Source organism: Streptacidiphilus carbonis, from assembly GCF_000787775.1.
Lineage (GTDB): Bacteria > Actinomycetota > Actinomycetes > Streptomycetales > Streptomycetaceae > Streptacidiphilus > Streptacidiphilus carbonis.
In genome coordinates this window covers 12,229-32,490 of the sequence record NZ_BBPM01000044.1, presented here as the reverse complement: position 1 = coordinate 32,490, position 20,262 = coordinate 12,229, and the positions used below count along the sequence as shown (strand labels likewise).

Genomic DNA, 20,262 nt, shown 5'->3' with positions numbered 1-20,262 from the left:
ACACGATCAGGGAGCCGGGGACGTTGGCGGGGTAGCGCGCCGCCGCTGTACGGGCGCGAGAACGCGACCAGGGCCCACCGCGGCCGCGCCGGTCAGGGCGACCGGGAGGGGGGTCCCAGTAGTAACGGCCGCAAAAATACCGGATATCCCTGACCTGCGGTGATGTTGGTGATTCGGCTGACGGCTCGTGGTGGGTGGTTCTACGGTTGCCCCGGGCGGGCGGCTCTGTGCCCGCGGGTGCTGATGTGCAGCTGGGTGGAGGTTCGGGGTGGCGACCCGTGTGTTCTCGGATGTTGAGCTGGAGCGGTTGCGGGGGTTCCCGGAGATCAACCGGGAGGAGTTGATCCGGTTCTTCACGTTGACGCCGGCGGATGAGGGGTTCATCGACCCGGGCCGGGGCCGTAGTGCCAAGGACCGGATGGGACTGGCTGTCCAGCTCTGTACCTTGCCGTGGATCGGGTTCGTGCCCGATGACGTCGCCTGCGCGCCGCGCGCGGCGGTGGACCGGCTCGCCGAGCGCCTGCGGATATCCGCGGAGGAGTTGGCGTCCTACGGTGCGCGCCGCCGGACCCGCACCGATCATCTGCAGGAGGTGGCCCGCTACCTGCGGTGGAAGTCGGCCAAGGCGCTGGAGCTGAAGCAACTCGTCGAGTTCCTGCTCGCGCGGGCGATGGAGCACGACTCCCCTTCCCTGCTGTTCCGGCTGGGCTGCGAACACCTGATCTCTTCGCGGGTGATCCGCCCGGGCGTGGTCAAGCTGCTGGAGCGGGTCGCCTGGGCCCGCGCGGCGGCGGGTCGGGAGACCTACCAGCGGGTGGCCCATCTGCTGAACGGGCAGCGGACGGCCGACCTGGACTCGCTGCTGGACCACGATCCGGTGATCGGGTCCTCGCGGCTGCACTGGCTGGGCACGGGTGCCACCCACGACTCGGCGTCGGCGGTGAAGGACGAGCTGGACAAGCTCGCCTATCTGCGCAGACTGGACGCGCATACCCTGGACCTGTCCCAGCTCCCCGCCGAGCGGCGCCGCTTCCTGGCCATGGTGGGGCGCCGGCTGACCCCGCAGTCGTTGGACCGGCGCGAGCCGCAGCGCCGCCACCCGATCCTGCTGACCGTCCTGGCGCAGTCCGCGGCCGACGTCCTGGACGACGTGGTCTCCCTGTTCGACCAGGCGGTCTCGGCGCGCGAGAGCCGGGCGAGGAACAAGATGAAGGAGGCCCTGGCGGCGCGGGCGTCGGCCGGCGAGAACCGGCAGGCGCTACTGGACGTGATCCTCCCTGTTTTGGTGGACACCTCGGTGGAGGACGAGGAGGTCGGCGCGCTGCTGCGCGGCACCATCGGGATGGAGCGGCTGCGTGCGGCGCTGGCCCAGGCCGCTCCCCGGTTGCCGCGTGACCACGGGCACTAGGCCGGGACTAGGGCGCGTATTTGGTTGTGATCATTCTGTGGGATTGGCCTGCCTCACGGGGCTTGGACTGGTAGATCTACGTGGGTGACGAGAGCGCAACTGACTGACGGTGAGTGGGAGTTCATTCGGCCACACCTGCCGGTCGGCGAGTTCGGCCCGTACCCCGAGCAACTGCGGCAGCAGTTCGAAGGCGTGATCTGGCGGTTCAAGACCGGCGGGCAGTGGCGGGAGATGCCGCAGGAGTTCGGCGCCTGGTCGACGGTGTCCAACCGCTTCCGGCAGTGGCGGGACGCGGGCGTGTTCGAGGCTCTGCTGGAGGGTCTGATCGCGGAGGCCGCGAACCGCGGCGAGGTGGACTTGTCGCTGGTCAGCATTGACTCCACCACCGCGCGGGCTCACCACGACGCCGCAGGCATGCACATGGGCGAGGACGTGCTCACCGCACTGGAGAAAGCTGCCGCAGAGGAGGAGAAGGCCAGGTCAAAGGGGGCGATGCCGAAGAACAAAACGGTCAGGACGTAGAAGTCGACCCCGAACGGGAGGAACGTCGGCGCATCCGGCGTCGGCGCAGACTCCGCTTGAAGGCCGCCCTCCTCGGGCGGTCCAGAGGCGGGCAGACCACCAAGGTCCACCTCGCTGCCGACCGAAAATGCCGGCCGTTGGCGTTCATCCTGACCGTCGGGCAGGCCGCGGACAGTCCGCAGTTCATCCCCGTGCTGAGGAAGATCCGGGTCTGCGGGCCGGTGGGTCGGCCCCGCACCAGGCCGGACGCGGTCGCCGGGGACAAGGCCTACTCCTCCCGCGGCAACCGCGCCCACCTGCGCAAGCGCGGCATCAAGGCCGTCATCCCGGAGAAGGCCGACCAGGCCGCGAACCGGAAGAGGAAGGGCTCCGGCGGCGGTCGGCCCGTGGAACATGACGCCGATCTCTACAAGGAGAGGAACACCGTCGAGCGCCTGATCAACAAGCTCAAGGCCTGGCGAGGCATCGCAACCCGATACGACAAGACACCCGAAAGCTACCTCGCCGGAGTCCACCTCCGCGCCTCGATGATCTGGATCAAAGACCTCACCCGGGCCGCCAATTGATCACAACCAAATACGCGCCCTAGTGCTCCGGGGAGGCTTCGACCTAGGCTCACGCCGCCGATTCGGGTCAAATTATGGGTCGGCTCGCGCACCATCCTTTGTCATGCCGTGCGATGGGAGAGCCGCAAATGCCGGGTTTCAAACTCAAGGGCCGTTTCATCGGCTTGCTCACTGCCAGCTTGGCGGCGTCGGCCGTCTGTGTCACCGCCGGCCCGGCAGCTGCTTATAGCGGAACTACGGCTTCCGCCTATGCCGACAAATACGCGACGAGCCCCAACAGCTCTCTGTACCCGGTCTTCGGCTCGGACTGCACGAACTTCGTCTCCCAAGCAGTCCACGCCGGCGGCTACCCCTTCCGAAACCCCTACCAGAGCACCACGAGCGTGACGAACTGGTGGATCTACTCGAATCAGCTGCACACGGAATTCAGCTGGAGCCAGACATGGTCGGTTGCCGTGAGCTACCACAACTTCTTGGTGGACGACTACCCCGGCGGCATTCCGGAAGGGACCGCATCGGGTAGCTCCACCGCCTACTGGGACCCCAACGCGGTGACCGAGGGCGACGTCCTGTTCTACGACTGGGGCCAGGGCGAGGGGATCAGCCACGCCGCCATCCAGGTCGGCTACGGCACCGACCCCAACTTGTACCCCAACCAGGTCTGGGACGGGAACTACGTCGACGAGCACACGTCGAACCGATACCACGCATTCTGGTCTCTCAAGCCGTACAACGCCTACTACGCGACAACGACGATCTATTTCATGCACATCGACGCCGCGAACTGAGACTGCCCGCAGCGAGCAACAGGAGAGACGAAGATGCCTGCAACCACTCATCGCCCACGCACCGTCATCCTTGGCACCCTGGCGGTAGCAGCCGCCGGCACTCTGATCGGAGTCAGCTGGACCGACTCCGCATCAGGAACCCAGCAGTCCGTAGCCAGCACCGTCCAGAACGACGCGGCACAGCTGAGCGCGGTGAAGGCCGGGTTCACCGCAGCCATCCAGGCGACCCGGAGCGTCGATGCACCGCCCGCCTCCGCCCTCGGCCCCCTCGCAGCCCTCGCCAACGGCCAGGTGGCTCCACAGGTCGGCTCATCCGTACGAGCGCGGCAGTTGACCGACGGCGCGGCGGTTCTCGCCCAGCACTTCACCCCAGACCAGGCCAAGCACGAAGCCGTTGCGCTGCATAACGCCGTGTCCAACGAAGCCGATCCGAAGTTCCGAAACCTCGGAAGCGGCACGTCCAAGGTGACGTTCACACAGGTCGGCGTTGCGGGAGCAACCGCAACCGTTCAGGCGCAAGTGACCGTCTGGGCCAAGTTCCAGCAGCAGCAGCCCGACGGCAAGTGGACCACAGCGAACCCGGCGAACGTCATGGACTACACGGCCACCCTGGTGAAGAACAGCGCCGGGCATTGGATCGTCAGCTCCCTGCGCGGAGATTTCGCGCCCGGCGAGGGTCCGTGAGAGTCATCCGAGTAGCAGTCAGCGGCTTGGCCGTGTTCCTCGCCGCCGGCTGCGCGAGCAGCCCCACGATGCCCACCGCAACGCAGCAAGTCCACAGCACACTGCTCAGCGCCTACCATCGAACGACGGCGCTGTCAGCGACAACGGCCAGCGTCAACGAGACCGTCGAGTCAGGGACCGACCCCGTGGAAACGGCCCAGGGGGCAGTCACCCTCGAATTCTCTCGGAAACGGGGAGAGACCCAACTCACCATAAACAACACGGACAAGGTCGTCGTCCTGCGGGCAGGAGACATCTTCTTCGAGGCCAAAACCCAGTCGGGGCTGAACGGTACAGGCCAGAACCTCATCCAGGTGGGGCGACAAAGTCCCCAAGCAATGCCGCAGGTTCAAGCCCCAGGACTCGACCCATTCCAACTCACCACGCTCATGGGAGCGATCGACTGGAACGACAGCATCCTCAACATGGAACCAGTCGTCACCGAGGACGCGACGGGACAGCACACCGAATACCAGCTGACCGTATCCACTGCCAAGTTGGCCAAACACGAACCAGTAGCCGACCAGACCTGGCTGACCACACTATCGACGCAGCCAGGCGGCGCGGAGATAACCGTGGATGCCACCCTCTCGCAGGGGCGTATCCAAACCCTCTCCGCACACCTCCCGATAGCAACCCCGCAGGCGGCGACCAAGGCGGCCGCATCCAAAGGCGCGCTCCCCGCGCCACAAGCGATGACCATCCAGGTTGCCTTGCAGTTCAACTACACGCAGCAGCCACAGCCGATTCAAGTGCCGTCCTGACCACAAGCCCCGCGTCGGGGGGGAGGGCCGGGTCCGGCCCTCCCCCCACACCCGGACGGGCGGCCAGGTAAGCATGCGGCTACCGGGGGGGTCGGTAAGCCCAAAAGGGGCCATGTCCTGACCCCGAACAGCTGAAGCCCTGGTCAGGACCATTGCTGTGCCTGGAGCTTGCGGTTCAACGGGACCAGCGGCAGGGACCGGCGGGTCCGCGACGGCGCGTATGTCAGTGGCGTCCGGGACGATGCTGAGATGGAGCGCGCCTACCGAACAACCTTCGGCCCACCGCCCAGTTTTCAGGTCGTCGGCAGGCCCACCGACCTGTGGCCGAGGGAGGTGGGCGACTTCCACCCGTGGCTCATCGAGAATCTGGACCTGCTCGCGCGGTGTCTGGGGATGCGGTCTCTGGAGCCCGCTGGAAGCGAGGTCCGTGTCGGCCAGCTGTACGAGAACGTCGACGTGTTCGGCCGCCGGTCCTGGGCGGGCGGCCTGCGGCTGGACATCGTCGCCCGTGATGAGCACGGGCGGACCGTGGTTATCGAGGCTCAACTCGGCGACAGCGACCACCAGCACCTGGGCCAGGTGGTGGCGTACGGATGCGAGACGACCGCCGACGTCGTGGTGTGGGTCGCGGCCGGCGGCCGCGACCGCCCCGGGAGCCGGCAGCGCGTCGAAGCCGGAGACCCCCCGTTCCTACACGAACACCTGGCGGCGCTGGCCGAGCTCAACGAGTGGAACCGGGGCAGGCGCCTGTTCTGCGCCGTTGAGGTCTCCCTCGAATCCGACCCCCGACCCGTGCTCGCTCCGGACGACCCGCTGGTACCCCGACTGCGGAGGATCGATCTGAGCGCTGGTTCAGCGGCGGGCTTCGGATACGTCGCCGATCCGCGTTGATGTGCGGATCGCACCGGTCGCATCAGTTCCTCGGCATACCCGCTGGCGAGGAGCGGTCCAGCGGAGCCCCCTGTGCGCCGGGCGCGCGCCCTGTTCCCGCCCCGGACGATGCACGGACGATGGGGTCGGCAAGCGCGGCAGGAGGGGTACGCGGATGCAACCACCCGCACCGGTGGCATGGCTGATGGTCGCGCTCATGGCGGCCACCGGCCTGTACTGCCTGGCCCGCTGTCGCCACGCGCCCCGGCTCAGCTCCGAGGAGCGGCGTCTCGACGCCTCCGCCGGGCTCAAGGGCATGGCCATGGCCGTCATGGTGTTCCCCCTGGGGGTGGGCCCGGCCGTTCCCGAAGTCCTGTGGCTGCTTGTCTTCCTGCCGGCTGGCCTGTGGTCACTGGGCGCTGCCCTGCGCGGCTCCATCCACCGCCGGCATCACCTCGACCACGCGGTCGGACACCTCGCCATGGCCTACATGGCGGTGGCCATGGCCGGACCGATGCCGCGGGCCGGCAGCATGCCGGGCATGGCCACCATGCGCACCCCAGCCGGACTGCCGTGGCTGACCGGCGCGCTGCTGGTGTTCTTCGCGGCCAGCGCCGTCGTCAGCGGCACCCGCCTGCTCGGGGCCGGCGCACCGCTCGCGGCAGGCGCCCGTGCACCGCTTCCCGAACCGCTGTGGGCCCCACAGTTGCCCGAAGCGTGCCACATCGTCCTGGGGCTGCCCCGGCGTCTACGACTACTACACCGCCGGGCTGCTCCTCGGCGCGCTGTGCTGGGAACTGCTCGGCCTGCGACGCCCGGTCCCCCTGTGGTCACTGACCGCCTTCGCATCCCTGCACCTGGCGCCGGCGGTCATCGGTGACGCGGCACTGCTCGGGGACCTGCGGCTGTGGACCGTGCTGCTGCTCACCGCCGGTGCCCTGCTCCTGCCGCAGCGGTGCTGCGCGCAGGAGGCGCTCCCGGGGTCGGCGACCGACGCGATCGCCGACCCGGTCCCGGTCGCCGGCGAGGTGCACAGGCTCCCCGACCGCTTCAAGGTGATCGGTGCCCGCTGAGTTCACCCACGACCCGGCCGCCGCCGGCTACCTCACCGGCGACAACCCTGCCACCAGCCTGCCGTGGGCCCGGCCGGCGGCCTGTGCCCGTGCCCGTTGCGGCAAGGTGAACACCTGCGGGCGTGCGGGCGGCGGACCGGTCGTCGTGCGTCTGCGTCCGGGCCGCATGGCTACTCTGATCAGGTAGGTCGCGGGACTGGTCGGCGGAGGAGTGCAGGTGGCGGAGGCAGTGGGGCAGCCGGGTCCGAAGGGCGACGCCGGGCGGGCGGACGGGCACCCGGTGGAGGGTTCCGGGGTGCGCTGGCTGGTCCTGGTCTACAAGGTCCCGGCCGAGCCGACCCGGTTGCGGGCCGGGGTGTGGCGCAAGATCAAGGGCCTGGGCGCCATCTACCTGCAGAACTCGGTGGCGGCCCTGCCGCAGGGCCCGGGCGCGGAGCGGTCCTTCAGGGTGCTGCGCAACGAGATCGTGGAGATGGGCGGCAGCGCGCTGCTGCTGGGCTCCGAGGTGCTGTCGGGCAGCTCGGAGGTGGAGCAGGCATTCAACGCGGCTCGCAACGACGAGTACGAGGAGATCGTCGACCGCTGCCAGGACTTCCTGGGGCAGATCGACAAGGAGTACCGGGCCGAGCACTTCACCTATGCCGAGTTGGAGGAGAACGACGAGGACCTGGTGAAGCTGCGCAACTGGTTCGCCAAGGTGGAGAACCGGGATGTGCTGGCGGCGTCCGGCAAGGCCGAGGCGACGGCGGCGCTGGCCAAGTGTGAGCAGGTCCTGGACGAGTACGCGGGCCGGGTCTACGCCGAGGAGGGGGAGGGCCGTTGACGGGCCCTCCCCTTTCCCCTTGCTCACCGCGCGGGGGCCACCGTGCGGTTCACCCCTGGTGGGCGGACCGCACGACCCGGCGCAGCGACAGGCCGAGCAGGAGTACCACCGCGACCGGCGGCAGCCACCAGGCGTCGACGCCGCTCTTGACCAGGCCGTAGGTCGCGGCCAGGGCCAGCACCACGCCCAGTGCGACGCGCCAGTCGTCGCCGACGATGAAGTCGTACCAGAACATCGCGAAGTTGCGCAGCAGCGTCATGTCAGGCTTCCTTCCACCGGGACACCGGACGCGGCGGCCACGGAGTTCTTGGCGGCGGGGTTACCGCGGCGGAGGGCTGCGGTGTAGCCGAGCGCGATCAGCGCCACCACTGGGACCAGTACCAGCAGCGAGGTGTCCGAGCCGGGCCAGCGGGCACCGATGCCCTCGGTGGCCCAGAACACGCCGAAGGAGGTGAGCATGGTGCCCACCACGAACTTCATGGTGTTCTCGGGGACCCGCGCCAGCGGCGCGCGGACCGCGATGCCGACGGCGGCGACCAGCACCACCGCGGCCAACGCGCCCAGGACGGCGACCGGAACGTCCTTCTGGTTGTTGCCGAAGGTGACCATGATGAAGGCCACCTCCAGCCCCTCCAGGAAGGTGCCCTTGAAGGACAGCGTGAAGGCGTACCAGTCACGCACGGCGCCGCGTCCGCCGGCCGCTGCCGCACGGGCGGCCTCCACCTCGTCGGCGTAGGCCGCTGTCTCGTCGTGCAGGGCCTTGTAGCCGGAACCGCGCATCACGGCCTTGCGCAGCCACTGCAGGCCGAAGACCAGCAGCAGCGCGCCGACGACCAGGCGCAGCCCGTTGATCGGGATCAGCGAGACGGCCGGGCCCAGGACCGCCACGGTGGCGGCGAGGGCGAGCAGCGCGGCGCCGGTGCCCTGGAGGGCGGAGCCCCAGTGCCGGCTGGTTCCGGCGGCCAGGATGATGGTCAGGGCCTCGACAGCTTCCACCGAGCAGGCGAGGAAGACTGTGAGGAAGAGAACCCAGGAGCTCACGCGGCGGCTCCAGGGGCGGGGACGGGCGGTGGGGTGGTCATCAGACCTCCAGGGTGGTGCGGATGGGTTCAGGGTCCGCCGTATGGGTGGCGGGAGTCTCGGTGGAGGCGGAAGCCGGGGCAGTTCCGGCTTCCGAGCCCTGCCGCCGGACCGGGCCCGGGTCGGGGAAGGCGAAGCAGCCTTCGGGATCCAGCAGCAGCCGGACGATGGCGCCGCGCGAGTGCGCACTGCGGTCGAAGATTCCGGTGAGCCGTACGCCGCCGGGCAGTTGGACCACATGGTCGTAGCCGCGGCCCCGGTAGGCGGTGTCCACCACGGTGCCGGTGAGGGTCCGGGCGCCAGCCGGCTCGGATCCGGTGTCAGGGGCCAGGGTGACGGCGGCGGGGCGGATCAGTACCCGGACCCGGCCGCCCGCTGCGGGGACTGCGCCGCCGGTCATCGCGGTGACCGGTCCGGCGGCAGTGCGCACGGTGACGGCGCCGACGGCGTCAATGGGAGGCCCCGCCGGCGATCCCCCCAACTCACCGGCCAAGCCGGTGCTTCCCTCCAATTCACCGGCCAAGCCGGTGCTTCCCTCCAATTCACCGGCCAAGCCGGTGAACCGGGCCACGAACGGCGAGGCAGGGCGGTGGTAGACGTCCTCGGGGGAACCGAGTTGGACCAGTCGGCCGCCCTCCAGTACCCCGATCTCGTCGGCCAGCGCAAATGCCTCGGCCTGGTCGTGGGTGATGTAGACCACGGTCGCGCCGGACTCGCGGGTGAGCGTGGCGATTTCCACTCGCAGCCGTTCGCGCAGGTCGGCGTCCAGGTTGGACAGCGGTTCGTCGAACAGCAGCAGCCCGGGTTCGGCCACCAGGGCGCGGGCCAGGGCGACCCGCTGCTGCTGGCCGCCGGAGAGCTGGTGCGGGAACTGCTCCGCGTGGTCGCTGAGGCCGACCCGGGTCAGCACCTGCTCGACCCGCCGCCGGGACTGCTCGCGGTCCAGGCGTCGGCGGCGCAGCGCGTAGCCGACGTTGGCGGCTGCGGTCATGTGCGGCCACAGCGCGTAGTCCTGGAAGACCATTGCCAGGTCGCGGCGGTCCGGCGCGAGATGGGAGCGATCCTGAGCCAGGGTCAACCCGCCCAGGTGGACGGAGCCGGAGTCGGCGCGCTCGATTCCGGCCAGGCAGCGGAGCAGGGTGGTCTTGCCGGAGCCGGAGGGGCCGAGGAGTACAGTGAAGCGCCCCGGCGGGACGGTGAAGGTGACCCGGTCGAGGACGCGGGTCGGGCCGAAGCTCTTGCTGAGGTTCTCGACACGCAGATGGGCGGTCATGCCACGGCCTCCAGGCGGTGGGCTGCGGGGAGCAACAGGCGCAGGACGCCGAGGGCCACGGCGATCAACGCGAGGGCGGCGGCGACGACCAGGACGGTCATGGCCGCGCCCGCGCCGACGTTGTAGCCCTGGAGCTGTCGGGTGATGGCGACGGACAGGGGTTCGCTGCCCGGTGGGGCGAGGAGTTGCGAGACCGGTAGTTCCAGCAGGGTTCCGCAGAAGGCGATCAGCCACGTCCACACCAGTGAGCCGGCGACGAGCGGCAGCACTGCGCCTGACCAGGCGGGCGCGGCCGGGCGGCCGTGCACCCGGGCGGCCCACAGCAGCGAGTCGCTGACCTGCCCCAGCGAACCGGACAGCAGCCGTGCCGCCGAGGGAAGGGCGCCCGCCAGGTAACCGAGGACCAGCAGCGTGCTGGTGCCGTACAGGTCGATCCGGAGGTGCGAGGCCAGCGGCAGGTTGTAGGTGAAGATGTAGCCGCTGGCGAGCAGGACCGAGGGCAGCGCGATGGCGGCGAGCAGCAGCAGGTCCAGGATCCGTCCGGCGGCGCCGTTGCCGCGCCGGGCCAGGGCCCGGCCGGCGAAGGCGCCGAGGACCAGGGCCGCACTGGCGGTGATCACCGACAGCCGGGCCGAGAATCCCAGGGCCGAGAGCAGCTCGCCGCTGTGCAGCACCTGGCGGAAGTTGGCGAGGGTCAGCCCGGTGAGGGTGACCTTGCCTGCGGAGGGCAGCAGGGCGGCGGCGGCCGCGCCGAAGGCGGGGATGCCCAGGGCGAGTACGAAGAAGCTGCCGACGGCGCCGAGCGCGGTGGCCTGTGCCCGGGCGGAGAGCCGGGTACGGCCGGCCGGCCGGGTCCGCCCCGACAGCACGGTGAAGCTGCGTCCGCGCATCGAGCGGCGCTGTGCGAGCAGCGCCAGACCGACCAGGCCGAGCAGCAGCCAGCCCATGGCCGAGGCCAGTGGGAACTGCGCAGGGAAGGTCGAGATCGACTGCTCCATGGCACCGGTGACCAGTGGGAAGTTCGCCTGGGTGGCGAGCGTCGCGGCCACTCCGTAGTCGCTGATGGACTCGGCGAAGACGATGGCGAAGCCCGCCCAGAGGCCGGGCGCGAGGATCGGCAGCAGCAGCCGTGCGGTGGCCAAGCGGTTCGCGCCGTGGGTGCGGGCTGCGTCCTCGAACTCCCGGCCCATGCCCCGGATCAGCGCGGAGACGGCCAGATAGGCGAACGGCACGCCGCGGGAGGCGAGCACCCAGATCACTCCGGCCGGGCCGAAGACGGCCGAGCGCAGGGCGGCCGGGTCGTGGCCGAGCAGCCGGGACAGCACACCCTGGGGTTCCACCAGCCAGGTCCAGCCGAGCGACTCCAGGTAGGAGGGGGCGAGCAGCAGGGCCCACAGCAGCAGCCTCCACAGGCCGCGCCCCACCAGGTCGGTGCGTTCGGTGATCCAGGCAAGCGCGGTGGCGACGACGGTGGCGACCAGGGCCGCACCCAGCCCGACCATGCAGGTGTCCAGCATCGCGCGAGCGGTCCAGCCCGACATCACCTGTCCGAACGCGCTCAGCGTGAACCAGGCGCCGCCCTGTCCGAACAGCCGCGGGGTGACGGCGACCAGCAGGAAGCTGACGACCGGCAGCAGCAGCACGGCCGCGAACAGGATCCACGGCAGTGCCCGCGCCGTGCCGTGCAGCCGGTCCGCGGCCCGTCCGAGCGGGCGTGCGGGCGCGGCGCCCGTCGTCCCGGCCGTGTCCGGGACGACGCGCGGCCGGGAGCCGGTAGTGGTGTCAGTCATGGATCAGTGCACGATCGTGTCGGTGAACCAGGTGTTGATGGTTCCCTCTTGCGGGCCCCAGGTCTTCGGGTCGATCGCCTGGGCCGGGACCGAGGACAGCGCGGGCAGAGCGGCCTGCGGGGAGACGCCCTGCACGATCGGCCAGTAGAGCGAGTCGCCGTTCTGATCCCCGGTCAGCATCACCTGCTGGCCCTGGGCGCTGAGCACGAACGAGGCGAACTGCTCGGCCTCGGACTGCTCCTTGGCGGACGCCTTGGCGTCGATGCCGATGACACTGGGGAGTGAGGTGACCTTCGGCAGGTAGGCGGTCTTGATGTTGTGGTTCTTGGTCCCGGTGGCGAGCCCGGCGGAGCTCTGGATCAGGGCGACCTTGATCTGACCGGTCTGCAGCGCGTGGAGGGTGTCACCGTTGGTCTGGAACACATGCAGACCGTTGCTCTTCAGGCCGCTGTAGAACGCCTCGCCCTGGCTGGTACCGCCCAGTTGGGCGAACATGCCTGCGACGAAGGGATAGGTCGGGCCGGACACGGACGGGTCGTTCATTCCGACCTGGCCCTTCCAGGCCGGGGTCAGCAGCTCCTGCCAACTCGTGGGCGGATTCGGGGTCTTGCTCGCGTCATAGACCAGCGCGGCGGTGACGGTGAGCCCGGTCGGGACGTAGCTCTTGTCGGCGGGCACGACGGCCTGCCCGGCGGCGTTCAACCGCACATTCGGCTCGAAGCCCTTGACCAGCATCCCGGCCTGGTCCATCGAGGCGAACGCCTCGTCGCCGTCGACCCACAGCACGCCCCACTGCGGGTTGCCGCGCTCGGCCTGCACCCGGGCCAGCAGCGGCCCTGTGCTGTCGTCGACGAGCTTGGTGGGGATACCGGTCGCCTTCTGGAACGCGGTGACCATCGCCTTGTCGTAGCCCTGCGCCGAGTAGACCACCAGCGGCACCGGTGCGGACGAGGCGGTGGTGCTGCCGCCGGTCGATGCCTTGGCCGAGCCGCCGCAGCCGGTGGCGAGGCCGGCCACCGCGACCGCAGCCGCCAGGGCCGTGCCGGCGCGTCTGTGGGCGGAAACCGCTGTCTGAATCGACATTCCAAGCTCCATCACGTCTGAAGTGTAACGACGGTTAGAACCGTGGAGCTTCAACTGAAACGGAAGGGATGTATCGATGTGTCGCCCCCATGAACGAGCGGCGAAAAGAAACCGGCGGCCGTCCACGCGCACGGGCAGAAAGGTGCCCGACCGAGTAGGTGTAGACCTGCGATCTTGCCGCGGAGGCGGAGCCGACAGCGGCCTGCACGGTGCCGGTCCCTGCAAGCGAGCAACACCCCGATCCGTTTCACGATCTGGACCGGACCCGGCACCGCCGGCCTGCCCGTGTCGGCCTGTCCTGCAGCCGCCATCCGGGCCAACCACACCCCGGCACACCGCCAACGCGTGCACCTTCGGCAACGTGGAATTGCCCTGTCAGCGGTAGTTGCCGGTGTGACCCAGGCTGTAGCGGCCTGGTTGGGGGAAGAACGTGAGCCCGTGCGGGTTGGCTCCGACCGGGATGCGGGCCAGTAGGTGCCCGTCGGTGGTGGAGAAGACGTAGACCTCGTCGTTGTCGCGTCCGGACAGCCACAGTTGGGTGCCGTCGGCGCTGACGGAGCCCATGTCCGGGGAGCCGCCGCCGGGGATGGGCCAGGTGGCGACGGCCTTGCGGGTGGCGGGGTCAACGACGGTGACTGATCCGGCGTCGCGGTTGGAGACGTACAGGAGTTTGCCGTCGCGGCTGGGGTAGACCCCGTGGGCGCCCGCGGCCGTGGGGATGGTGCCGGTGCGGTGCAGGGTGGCGCCGTCGACGGTGATCAGTCCTCCCTCGTTGAGGGAGGCGATGAAGAAGGTTCGCCCGTCGGGGCCCAGGCGCACGTCCTGGGGCACGGTGCCCTGTCCCAGGTCCAGGGTTCCCAGCAGGGCCAGGGTGTGGCTGTCGAACTTGAGCAGTTGGCCGGAGAACTCGCAGGAGGCGATGAAGTAGCCGCCATCGGCGGAGAAGTCGGCGTGGTTGATGCCCTCGCACGGGACCGGCACCGAGCGCCGCAGCGCCATGGTGTGGGGATCGCGTACGTCGATGCGGTTCAGGCGCTCGGCCATCACCAGTGCGCTCTGGCCGTCGGGGGTGAAGTAGAGGTTGTAGGGCGCTTCGACGGGGACCGGTGCGCCCGGGCGGGCGGTGCGCGGGTCGACGGGGATCAGTTGGTTGCTGCCGCTAGCGTCCACCCACAAGGTCCTCAGGTCCCAGGAAGGGGTGACGTGTTGGGGCAGAGTTCCAGCCGGAAGGTGCCCGACGACCTTGAAGGTGCGCGGGTCGATCACGGTCACGGTGTTGCGGTCGCTGCTGGGGGAGGTGTGCACCCCGTGCATCCCCGTCTCGCCGCTGTTGGGCACATACACCAGTTGCGGGTCGCCGGTGACGGCGGGACTGAGCATCCCGGACCCGGTCGCCGCGTAGACGCCAGCCGGCGGGCTCCCGCCCTGGTCCTGGCTGCCCGCGCCGAGGGCACCGGGGCCACGCTGCGCGGTTGCCAGGGGACGGGCGGGTGGCGCCGCGCCGCGCGCTGCCGTACCTGGGTGGCCGGCCAGGGTGGCGGTCACCGCCCCGGTGGCCAGCATGAGGCCGCCCAGCAGCGGCACGCGGTTCCGACGCACGGGTGCACTCCTCCCAACTGTTCGAGGTCTCCCTGCTCGACGATCGTAGGCACGGGTTTCGGTCCGCTGCCAGGCGGTGCGACACCGCTCGCGCGGTCGTCGCGGCCGACTCGGCCCGCCGACCGATGGACGGCCCGCTCGGCCCGGCGGTCAGCGGGCAGGGGCTTGGCGGGGTGCCGGGCCACGGGTGGCCACGGCGCTGGCTGCGGTCTTCTGCAGCAGGCTGTAGCACAGGATGGGCAGCAGCACGCCGGGCAGTCGGGGGAACCAGGTCGAGGCGAGGACCGCGGCGGCACTGCTGTTGTTCATAGCGGTGGCCAGGGTCAGGGAGATCCGGTTGGGCTGCGTGCTGCGGGTGATGCGTCCGCATCCGGCTCCCAGGAAGAAGGACAGCGCGCTCGCGCTTGCGTGGCAAGCACTTTGAACCAGGTCTTGCGGGGACGCATGGAAGCGAGCGTCCCCGCGCGGGGCTGAGATCTTAGCTTGACTCTGTCGGAGATGAGTCAGGCTGAGGTACATGGTCACGACAGTGCACACGACGTCCATCGGCACGGCATCGAGCTCAGCTCGCGTGCCCCGTTGGAGTCCCACGATCAGCGGCCCGCCTCCAAGCGGTCGTGGCGAGGGCGAGGGTGGCGAAAGCGAGCAGCGTGGCGACTGCGGTCCGGACGCCGGTGGTTCCCGGGACGGTGTGCAGGCTCAGAGTGATGGTGGCGACACCGAGGGCGGTGCCCAGTCCGCGGGTCATGTTGACCATTCCGCCGCCGGCTCCGGAGGCTGCGGCCGGGATGGCCCGCATGACCTGGGTGTTGTTGGCGGGCAGGAAGACGCCCAGGGCCAGTCCCAGTAGTGCCAGCGGGGCGGGCAGAACGGCTGGGTGGAAGGGGAGCAGCGCCATCAGGGCGAGGGCTGCTATGCAGCCGGCAAGTCCGGCGCGGCTGCGGGTGCGGTCGCTCCAGGCGCGCGGCAGGAGGCGGTCGGCCAGGGTTGCCGCCAGCGCGAACCCGAGCGGCAGCGCGGTCAGGACGATGCCGGACAGCAGTGCTCCGACGCCTAGGCGTGCGAGTGCGAGAGGGACCAGGACCAGGGGGCCGAAGAGCACCAGGTATCCGCACATCCCGGCCAGGAGGCCGGGGGCGATCGCGTCGGTGCGCAGCAGGGCCAGGTCGACCAGTGGGCGCGGGCAGCGGGTCTGGCGGCGGGCGAAGGCCGTGCCGCTGCCTGCGGCGGTGGCCAGCAGCAGGGGGGCGGTCCAGGCGGGCGGGCCCAGCCCGGACAGGACGGACAGGGCGAGCAGGGTGCTGGTGGTGGTCAGGGCCAGGAGCAGCACGCTGAGCAGGTCGGGGTGTCGGGGGGCGCTGCGCTGGCGGGTGCGTGGGAGCAGGTAGTGGCCGGCGATCAGGGCGATGATGCCGACGGGCACGTTGATGCCGAAGACCCAGCGCCAGCCGATGGTGGCCACCAGGGCGCCGCCGATGGTGGGTCCCAGGGCCAGGCCGATGGCCTGGCCGGCTGCCTGCATTCCCAGGGCGGTGCGCATTTTTCCCGGTGGGGCGCTGGTGGTGACCAGGGCGACGCTGTTGGCCTGGAGCATGGCGGCGCCGGCGGCCTGCAGGATGCGGAAGACGATGAGCAGGCCGAGGGTGGGGGCCAGGCCGCAGGCGGCCGAGGCCGCAGTGAACAGGGCGAAGCCGTAGAGGTAGAGCAGTTTGCGGCCGTGGGCGTCGGACAGTCGGCCGACGGGGATGAGCAGGGCGACCAGAGCGAGCATGTAGGCCAGGGAGACCCATTGCACGGCGGCGTATTGGCTGTGGAACTGGGTGCGCAGTGAGCCGTAGGTCAAGGTGACGATACTGGCGTCGAGTTGGCCCATGAAGGCGCCGAAGCACACCGTGGCCACGGCCAGGCGCCAGGCCCAGGGCCGGCTGCGGATGCGGTCGGGCCGCGGGCGTTCCCAGGTGAGCAGGGCCAGGCCGTGGGGCCGATGCAGGGGCTGGTGGGGTACGGACACGGTTGCCTCTCCCCGAGGGTGGACGGCTCGACGAGACCCATTATATATCTGCAACAGACATAGTCGGAAGGAGATGTATTTGTCGCGGCGGCGGACAGCACCTGCTGGACCACAGCAGCACGGCGGAGCCGCAGCTGGGGGCACGAGCGGGGACGGCCCGGTTAAGGCCCTGTGGCCATCGGCTTCCTCAGACGACCGTTGCCCGGCCGCGGCCCCAGCGTGATGGGACCACCACCGACCGGTCCAGTGCTGGGGCCCCGGTGAGCAGGCGCTGGAAGGCGAAGCCGGCAGCGATGGTCAGCAGTCCGGCCAGAGCATCGACCTCGAAGTGGTTGGCGGTGGACAGGATCACGATGCAGGTCGCCACCGGGTAGACCACTGCAACGCAGCGCACCAGGCGCGTTCGGGCGAGCTTGTACAGGACCACGGCGCACCAGGTGGACCAGGCGATGTGGATGGAGGGCATGGCGGCGTACTGGTTGGAGACATCGGCGACCGGCCCCGAGGCCCACGAGCCCCAGGTGTGGTGGACCACGACGGTGTCGATGAAGCCCTCGCCGGTCAGGAAGCGCGGTGGGGCCAGCGCGTAGGCGTAGAAGCCGACCAGGCCCAGGGCCGTGGCCGAGTACAGGGCGGTGCGGGCCGCCCGGTAGGCCTCGGGGCGCCGGAAGTACAGCCACAGCAGGCAGCCGATGACCACGATGAAGTGCAGGGTGGCGTAGTAGTAGTCCATGCCCACCACCAGCCAGGTGATGTGGTTGACCGCGTGGTTCAAGGGCAGTTCGAAGCTGAGGTGCAGCGTGCGCTCGGCGTCCAGGATCTGCTGGGCGCGGTGCAGGGCTGCGATGCGGTGGTCGGGGACGGCGTTGCGGATCACCGAGTAGAGCGCGTAGCCGATCGCGGTCAGCAGCAGTTCGGCCCACCACGCGGGGCGGCTGGTGCGCCGCAGCCGCCGGGGCAGCAGGGCGGCCCGTTGGCGCAGCGGCCCCGGCGCGGTGGCGGTGTTCATGCGTGCTCCTTGGACTGGTCTGGCGCGACCGCTCCCGTTCCGAGGGGGTCAGGGGGTGCGGGCCGTTGGCGGGTGGCGACCAGGTAGGAAGCGGCGGCTGCGAGGACGAGCAGGGAGGTCCAGTCGTTCAGGCGCAGGCCGGCGAGATGGTTGGCGTGGTCATCGCGCAGTGCTTCCACCCAGGCGCGGCCGGCGGTGTAGGCGAGGACGTACAGGGCGAACAGCCGGCCCGAGTGCAGCGTCCAGCGCCGGTCGGCCCACAGCAGCAGGACCACCACGCCCAGGTCCCACAGCGACTCGTACAGGAAGGTCGGCTGGTAGACGCCCTGGCCGGGTGTGGTGGCGGGGCGGTGCGCGGGGTCGATCAGAAGGCCCCAGGGCAGGGTGGTGGGCTTGCCGTAGAGCTCCTGGTTGAAGTAGTTGCCCCAGCGGCCGATGGCCTGGGCCAGCACCAGTCCCGGCGCCAGCGCGTCGGCGAAGGCCGACAGGCGCACCCCGCGGCGGCGGCACCCGATCCAGGCGCCGAGCGCCCCGAGTGCGACCGCGCCCCAGATGCCCAGACCCCCGTCCCAGATGTACAGGGCACGGATCGGTTGCTCGCCCGGCTTGAAGTACAGCTCCGGGTCGGTGGCCAGGTGGTAGAGCCGGCCGCCGACGACGCCGAAGGGCACCGCCCACAGGGTGATGTCCACGACGTCGTCCGGATTGCCGCCGAGCCTGGTCCAGCGGCGCCGGGTCAGCCACAGGGCGGCGGCGATGCCCGCGATGATGCACAGCGCGTACGCGCGGATCGGGACCGGCCCCAGGTGCCATACGCCCTGCGAGGGGCTGGGCAGGTACGCGAGCTGCATCCGGGGCGCTCCCCTTGCGACCGGCACGGCGGACATCCCGCCCTGCGAGGGGCACCACATTACATCGGCCAACGATTATGTCGCACACAGCAGTAATCGGGCGAGGCGTGTACCGGATCCCGGGCCGGTGGACGCGGCGCTAGGGTGATCCCATGGCCGCCCCGACCACCCCGACCCCCGCCGTTGCGGCGAGCCCGAGCGCGGCCGAACCCGCGCTGGACACCCGCCTGCTGACCGAGGCGGTCACCGGACTGCGCCGGGCGCTGCGGGCCTCGATCCGCACCGACTACCCCTGGGAGACGCTGCCGATCGCCCAGGTGGAGATCCTGCAGTCACTCGCGGAATCCGAGCCCGCGCGCGCAGGCGAACTCGCGACGCGGCTGCGACTGGCCCCGAACACCGTCTCGGGCCTGATCAGCCGCCTGATCGCCGCAGGACTGGTGGACCGCGGCACCGACGCCGGCGACCGTCGCAAGGCGTCGGTCCAGCTCACCACCGCCGGGCGCGAGCGCCTCGACTCCTGGCAGCAGGCCCACGAGCGCCGCATCGGCGCGGCCCTGGACGCCCTGGACCCCGAACAACGGCGCGCCCTGGGCGCCGCCCTGCCCGCCATGGCCTCCCTGGTCCGACACCTGCACGGCGAGCTGGCCGCCCACGGCCGCGAGCCCAGCTCCTGACACCGCATCACCCCCTTCTCCCGGCAGTGCCGCCGGACGGGTTCGCACGCCATCGCGCGGACCGGTGAGATTCACCATTCGTTCATCCGCGGCAGCCTGGGCGTTTCCCTCGGGGAATCTAACGTGTCTGTCGGCGACAGAAAACATCTGACTCAGATATACCCTGTGCGCAGGGACTTCCCGGAATATGAGGACACCAGGTGAACCCCCAGCTCGGCAGCCGCTCCAGAATCCTCGCCCTCGGTGCCGCCGCGGCGCTCGGCGCCCTGACGCTCACCGCCTGCGGAAGCGACAACAACAGCCCCACCGCAGCCGCCTCGACGGCCGCGACCGCTGCGGCCACCGCGGCGGCGTCCTCGACGGCGGGCGCTTGCGGCAGCGGCACCGTCCTGGGCTCGGGCTCCACGGCCCAGCAGAACGCCATGACGATCTGGGCCAAGGACTTCCAGCAGCAGTGCCCCGGCGCGAACGTCAACTATCAGGGGGTCGGCTCCTCGGCCGGCCGCACCACCTTCCTGGCCGGCAAGGTCGCCTTCGCCGGCTCGGACGCCGCCATGGCCGCCGATGAGATCGCCAAGTCCGGCAGCGTGTGCACCGGCGGCGGCCGGGCCATCAACCTGCCCATGGCCGGCGGCCCCATTGCCATCGGCTACAACGTGCCGGGCGTGAGCAACCTGGTCCTGAACGCCGACCTCCTCGCCAAGATCTTCACTGGCAAGATCACCAAGTGGAACGACCCGGCGATCAAGGCCCTCAACGCCGGCGCGTCGCTGCCCGACCTGGCGATCCAGACCTTCCACCGCTCCGACGGCTCGGGCACCAGCGCCAACTTCACCGCCTACCTCAAAGCCTCCGCCGCCGCCAGCTGGACCTACGGCACCAACTCCACCTGGCCCGCCCCCGGCGGCCAGGGCGCCACCGGCTCCTCCGGGCTCGCCGCCCAGGTCAAGGCCGTCAAGGGCGCCATCTCCTACTTCGAGCTGTCGTTCGCCAAGAGCGGCAACATCACCACAGCCGCCATCGACACCGGCTCCGGCACCCCGGTCGCGGTCTCCACCGACGCCGCCGCCAAGGCCCTGGCCAACGCCCAGGTCATCGGCACCGGCAGCAACCTGGCGCTGCAACTGGACTACGCCGACAAGACCCCCGGCGACTACCCCATCTCCCTGGTCACCTACGAGATCGCCTGCGACAAGGGCAACAACCCCGCCACCCTGCCCGCCCTGAAGGCGTTCCTGACCTACACCGCCAGCGACGCCGGCCAGCAGGCCATCACCTCCGCCGGCTACATGCAACTGCCCTCCGCCATCACCGACAAGCTCAAGACCGTCATCGCCACCCTGTCCTGACCC

Annotated in this window: 21 protein-coding genes and 1 pseudogene; 12 read left to right on the top strand and 10 right to left on the bottom strand. The window is 70.3% G+C overall.

The window, feature by feature from the left end; all coding sequences use genetic code 11:
* The first annotated feature begins 268 nt into the window (after positions 1 to 268).
* The 10 genes and pseudogenes from TR46_RS27680 to TR46_RS27635 all read left to right on the top strand — a co-directional run bounded on the left by TR46_RS27680 (position 269) and on the right by TR46_RS27635 (position 7,537).
* Positions 269 to 1,408, top strand: a complete 1,140-nt coding sequence (locus TR46_RS27680) for a DUF4158 domain-containing protein (protein ID WP_042406318.1) — start codon at positions 269 to 271, stop codon at positions 1,406 to 1,408.
* An 84-nt stretch (positions 1,409 to 1,492) separates the two neighbouring features.
* Positions 1,493 to 2,496, top strand: a pseudogene (locus tag TR46_RS39970) (IS5 family transposase).
* Positions 2,497 to 2,609: 113 nt separating this feature from the next.
* Positions 2,610 to 3,284, top strand: a complete 675-nt coding sequence (locus TR46_RS39965; RefSeq protein ID WP_161790210.1) for an amidase domain-containing protein — start codon at positions 2,610 to 2,612, stop codon at positions 3,282 to 3,284.
* Between the two features lie 33 nt (positions 3,285 to 3,317).
* Positions 3,318 to 3,968: a hypothetical protein gene (locus TR46_RS27660; RefSeq protein WP_042406224.1), complete on the top strand. Its 651-nt coding sequence runs from the start codon at positions 3,318 to 3,320 to the stop codon at positions 3,966 to 3,968.
* 26 nt (positions 3,969 to 3,994) lie between these two features.
* The gene (locus tag TR46_RS27655; protein ID WP_152626706.1) at positions 3,995 to 4,771 is read left to right on the top strand and encodes a hypothetical protein; all 777 of its coding nucleotides are present in this window, start codon (positions 3,995 to 3,997) and stop codon (positions 4,769 to 4,771) included.
* Between the two features lie 249 nt (positions 4,772 to 5,020).
* Positions 5,021 to 5,662 carry a PDDEXK family nuclease gene (locus tag TR46_RS27650; RefSeq protein WP_152626705.1) on the top strand — a complete coding sequence of 214 codons (642 nt, stop codon included), beginning with the start codon at positions 5,021 to 5,023 and terminating at the stop codon, positions 5,660 to 5,662.
* A gap of 154 nt (positions 5,663 to 5,816) precedes the next feature.
* Complete coding sequence (locus TR46_RS45405; RefSeq protein WP_084718980.1) at positions 5,817 to 6,521, top strand: DUF5134 domain-containing protein; 705 nt, start codon at positions 5,817 to 5,819, stop codon at positions 6,519 to 6,521.
* 34 nt (positions 6,522 to 6,555) lie between these two features.
* On the top strand, positions 6,556 to 6,714 hold the full coding sequence (locus TR46_RS45400) for a hypothetical protein (protein WP_161790209.1): 159 nt from the start codon (positions 6,556 to 6,558) through the stop codon (positions 6,712 to 6,714).
* A complete protein-coding gene (locus TR46_RS27640) occupies positions 6,704 to 6,901 on the top strand; it encodes a hypothetical protein (protein ID WP_042406216.1) in 198 nt (65 codons plus the stop codon). Before TR46_RS45400 ends, TR46_RS27640 begins: the two co-directional genes overlap by 11 nt.
* A 30-nt stretch (positions 6,902 to 6,931) precedes the next feature.
* The gene (locus TR46_RS27635) at positions 6,932 to 7,537 is read left to right on the top strand and encodes a Chromate resistance protein ChrB (protein WP_201776451.1); all 606 of its coding nucleotides are present in this window, start codon (positions 6,932 to 6,934) and stop codon (positions 7,535 to 7,537) included.
* Between the two features lie 49 nt (positions 7,538 to 7,586).
* Here TR46_RS27635 and TR46_RS27630 read toward each other — a convergent pair whose 3' ends face one another.
* From TR46_RS27630 to lgt, 10 genes are all read right to left on the bottom strand, one after another.
* Positions 7,587 to 7,796, bottom strand: a complete 210-nt coding sequence (locus TR46_RS27630; RefSeq protein WP_042406214.1) for a hypothetical protein — start codon at positions 7,794 to 7,796, stop codon at positions 7,587 to 7,589.
* Positions 7,793 to 8,578, bottom strand: coding sequence for a COG4280 domain-containing protein (locus TR46_RS27625; RefSeq protein WP_042406212.1), 786 nt, complete (start codon positions 8,576 to 8,578; stop codon positions 7,793 to 7,795). The genes TR46_RS27630 and TR46_RS27625 overlap by 4 nt, the downstream gene beginning before the upstream one ends.
* Positions 8,579 to 8,618: 40 nt before the next feature.
* Complete coding sequence (locus tag TR46_RS27620; protein ID WP_052433140.1) at positions 8,619 to 9,890, bottom strand: ABC transporter ATP-binding protein; 1,272 nt, start codon at positions 9,888 to 9,890, stop codon at positions 8,619 to 8,621.
* A complete protein-coding gene (locus TR46_RS27615) occupies positions 9,887 to 11,680 on the bottom strand; it encodes an ABC transporter permease (protein WP_042406210.1) in 1,794 nt (597 codons plus the stop codon). Before TR46_RS27615 ends, TR46_RS27620 begins: the two co-directional genes overlap by 4 nt.
* Positions 11,681 to 11,683: 3 nt before the next feature.
* Positions 11,684 to 12,763: an ABC transporter substrate-binding protein gene (locus TR46_RS27610; RefSeq protein WP_042406208.1), complete on the bottom strand. Its 1,080-nt coding sequence runs from the start codon at positions 12,761 to 12,763 to the stop codon at positions 11,684 to 11,686.
* A 375-nt stretch (positions 12,764 to 13,138) separates the two neighbouring features.
* Positions 13,139 to 14,362: a YncE family protein gene (locus TR46_RS27605; protein ID WP_236655541.1), complete on the bottom strand. Its 1,224-nt coding sequence runs from the start codon at positions 14,360 to 14,362 to the stop codon at positions 13,139 to 13,141.
* Positions 14,363 to 14,512: 150 nt separating this feature from the next.
* Positions 14,513 to 14,671: a hypothetical protein gene (locus tag TR46_RS42595; protein WP_161790208.1), complete on the bottom strand. Its 159-nt coding sequence runs from the start codon at positions 14,669 to 14,671 to the stop codon at positions 14,513 to 14,515.
* Between the two features lie 253 nt (positions 14,672 to 14,924).
* Positions 14,925 to 16,373: an MFS transporter gene (locus TR46_RS27600; RefSeq protein ID WP_269084280.1), complete on the bottom strand. Its 1,449-nt coding sequence runs from the start codon at positions 16,371 to 16,373 to the stop codon at positions 14,925 to 14,927.
* Between the two features lie 187 nt (positions 16,374 to 16,560).
* Positions 16,561 to 17,382, bottom strand: a complete 822-nt coding sequence (locus tag TR46_RS27595) for a phosphatase PAP2 family protein (protein WP_042406205.1) — start codon at positions 17,380 to 17,382, stop codon at positions 16,561 to 16,563.
* Complete coding sequence (gene lgt / locus TR46_RS27590) at positions 17,379 to 18,233, bottom strand: prolipoprotein diacylglyceryl transferase (RefSeq protein ID WP_042406204.1); 855 nt, start codon at positions 18,231 to 18,233, stop codon at positions 17,379 to 17,381. Before lgt ends, TR46_RS27595 begins: the two co-directional genes overlap by 4 nt.
* 152 nt (positions 18,234 to 18,385) lie before the next feature.
* Between lgt and TR46_RS27585 the strand changes: the two genes are divergently transcribed.
* Positions 18,386 to 18,910, top strand: coding sequence for a MarR family winged helix-turn-helix transcriptional regulator (locus TR46_RS27585; RefSeq protein ID WP_042406201.1), 525 nt, complete (start codon positions 18,386 to 18,388; stop codon positions 18,908 to 18,910).
* Positions 18,911 to 19,110: 200 nt separating this feature from the next.
* On the top strand, positions 19,111 to 20,259 hold the full coding sequence (gene pstS, locus TR46_RS27580; RefSeq protein ID WP_042406199.1) for a phosphate ABC transporter substrate-binding protein PstS: 1,149 nt from the start codon (positions 19,111 to 19,113) through the stop codon (positions 20,257 to 20,259).
* Positions 20,260 to 20,262: the final 3 nt, after the last annotated feature.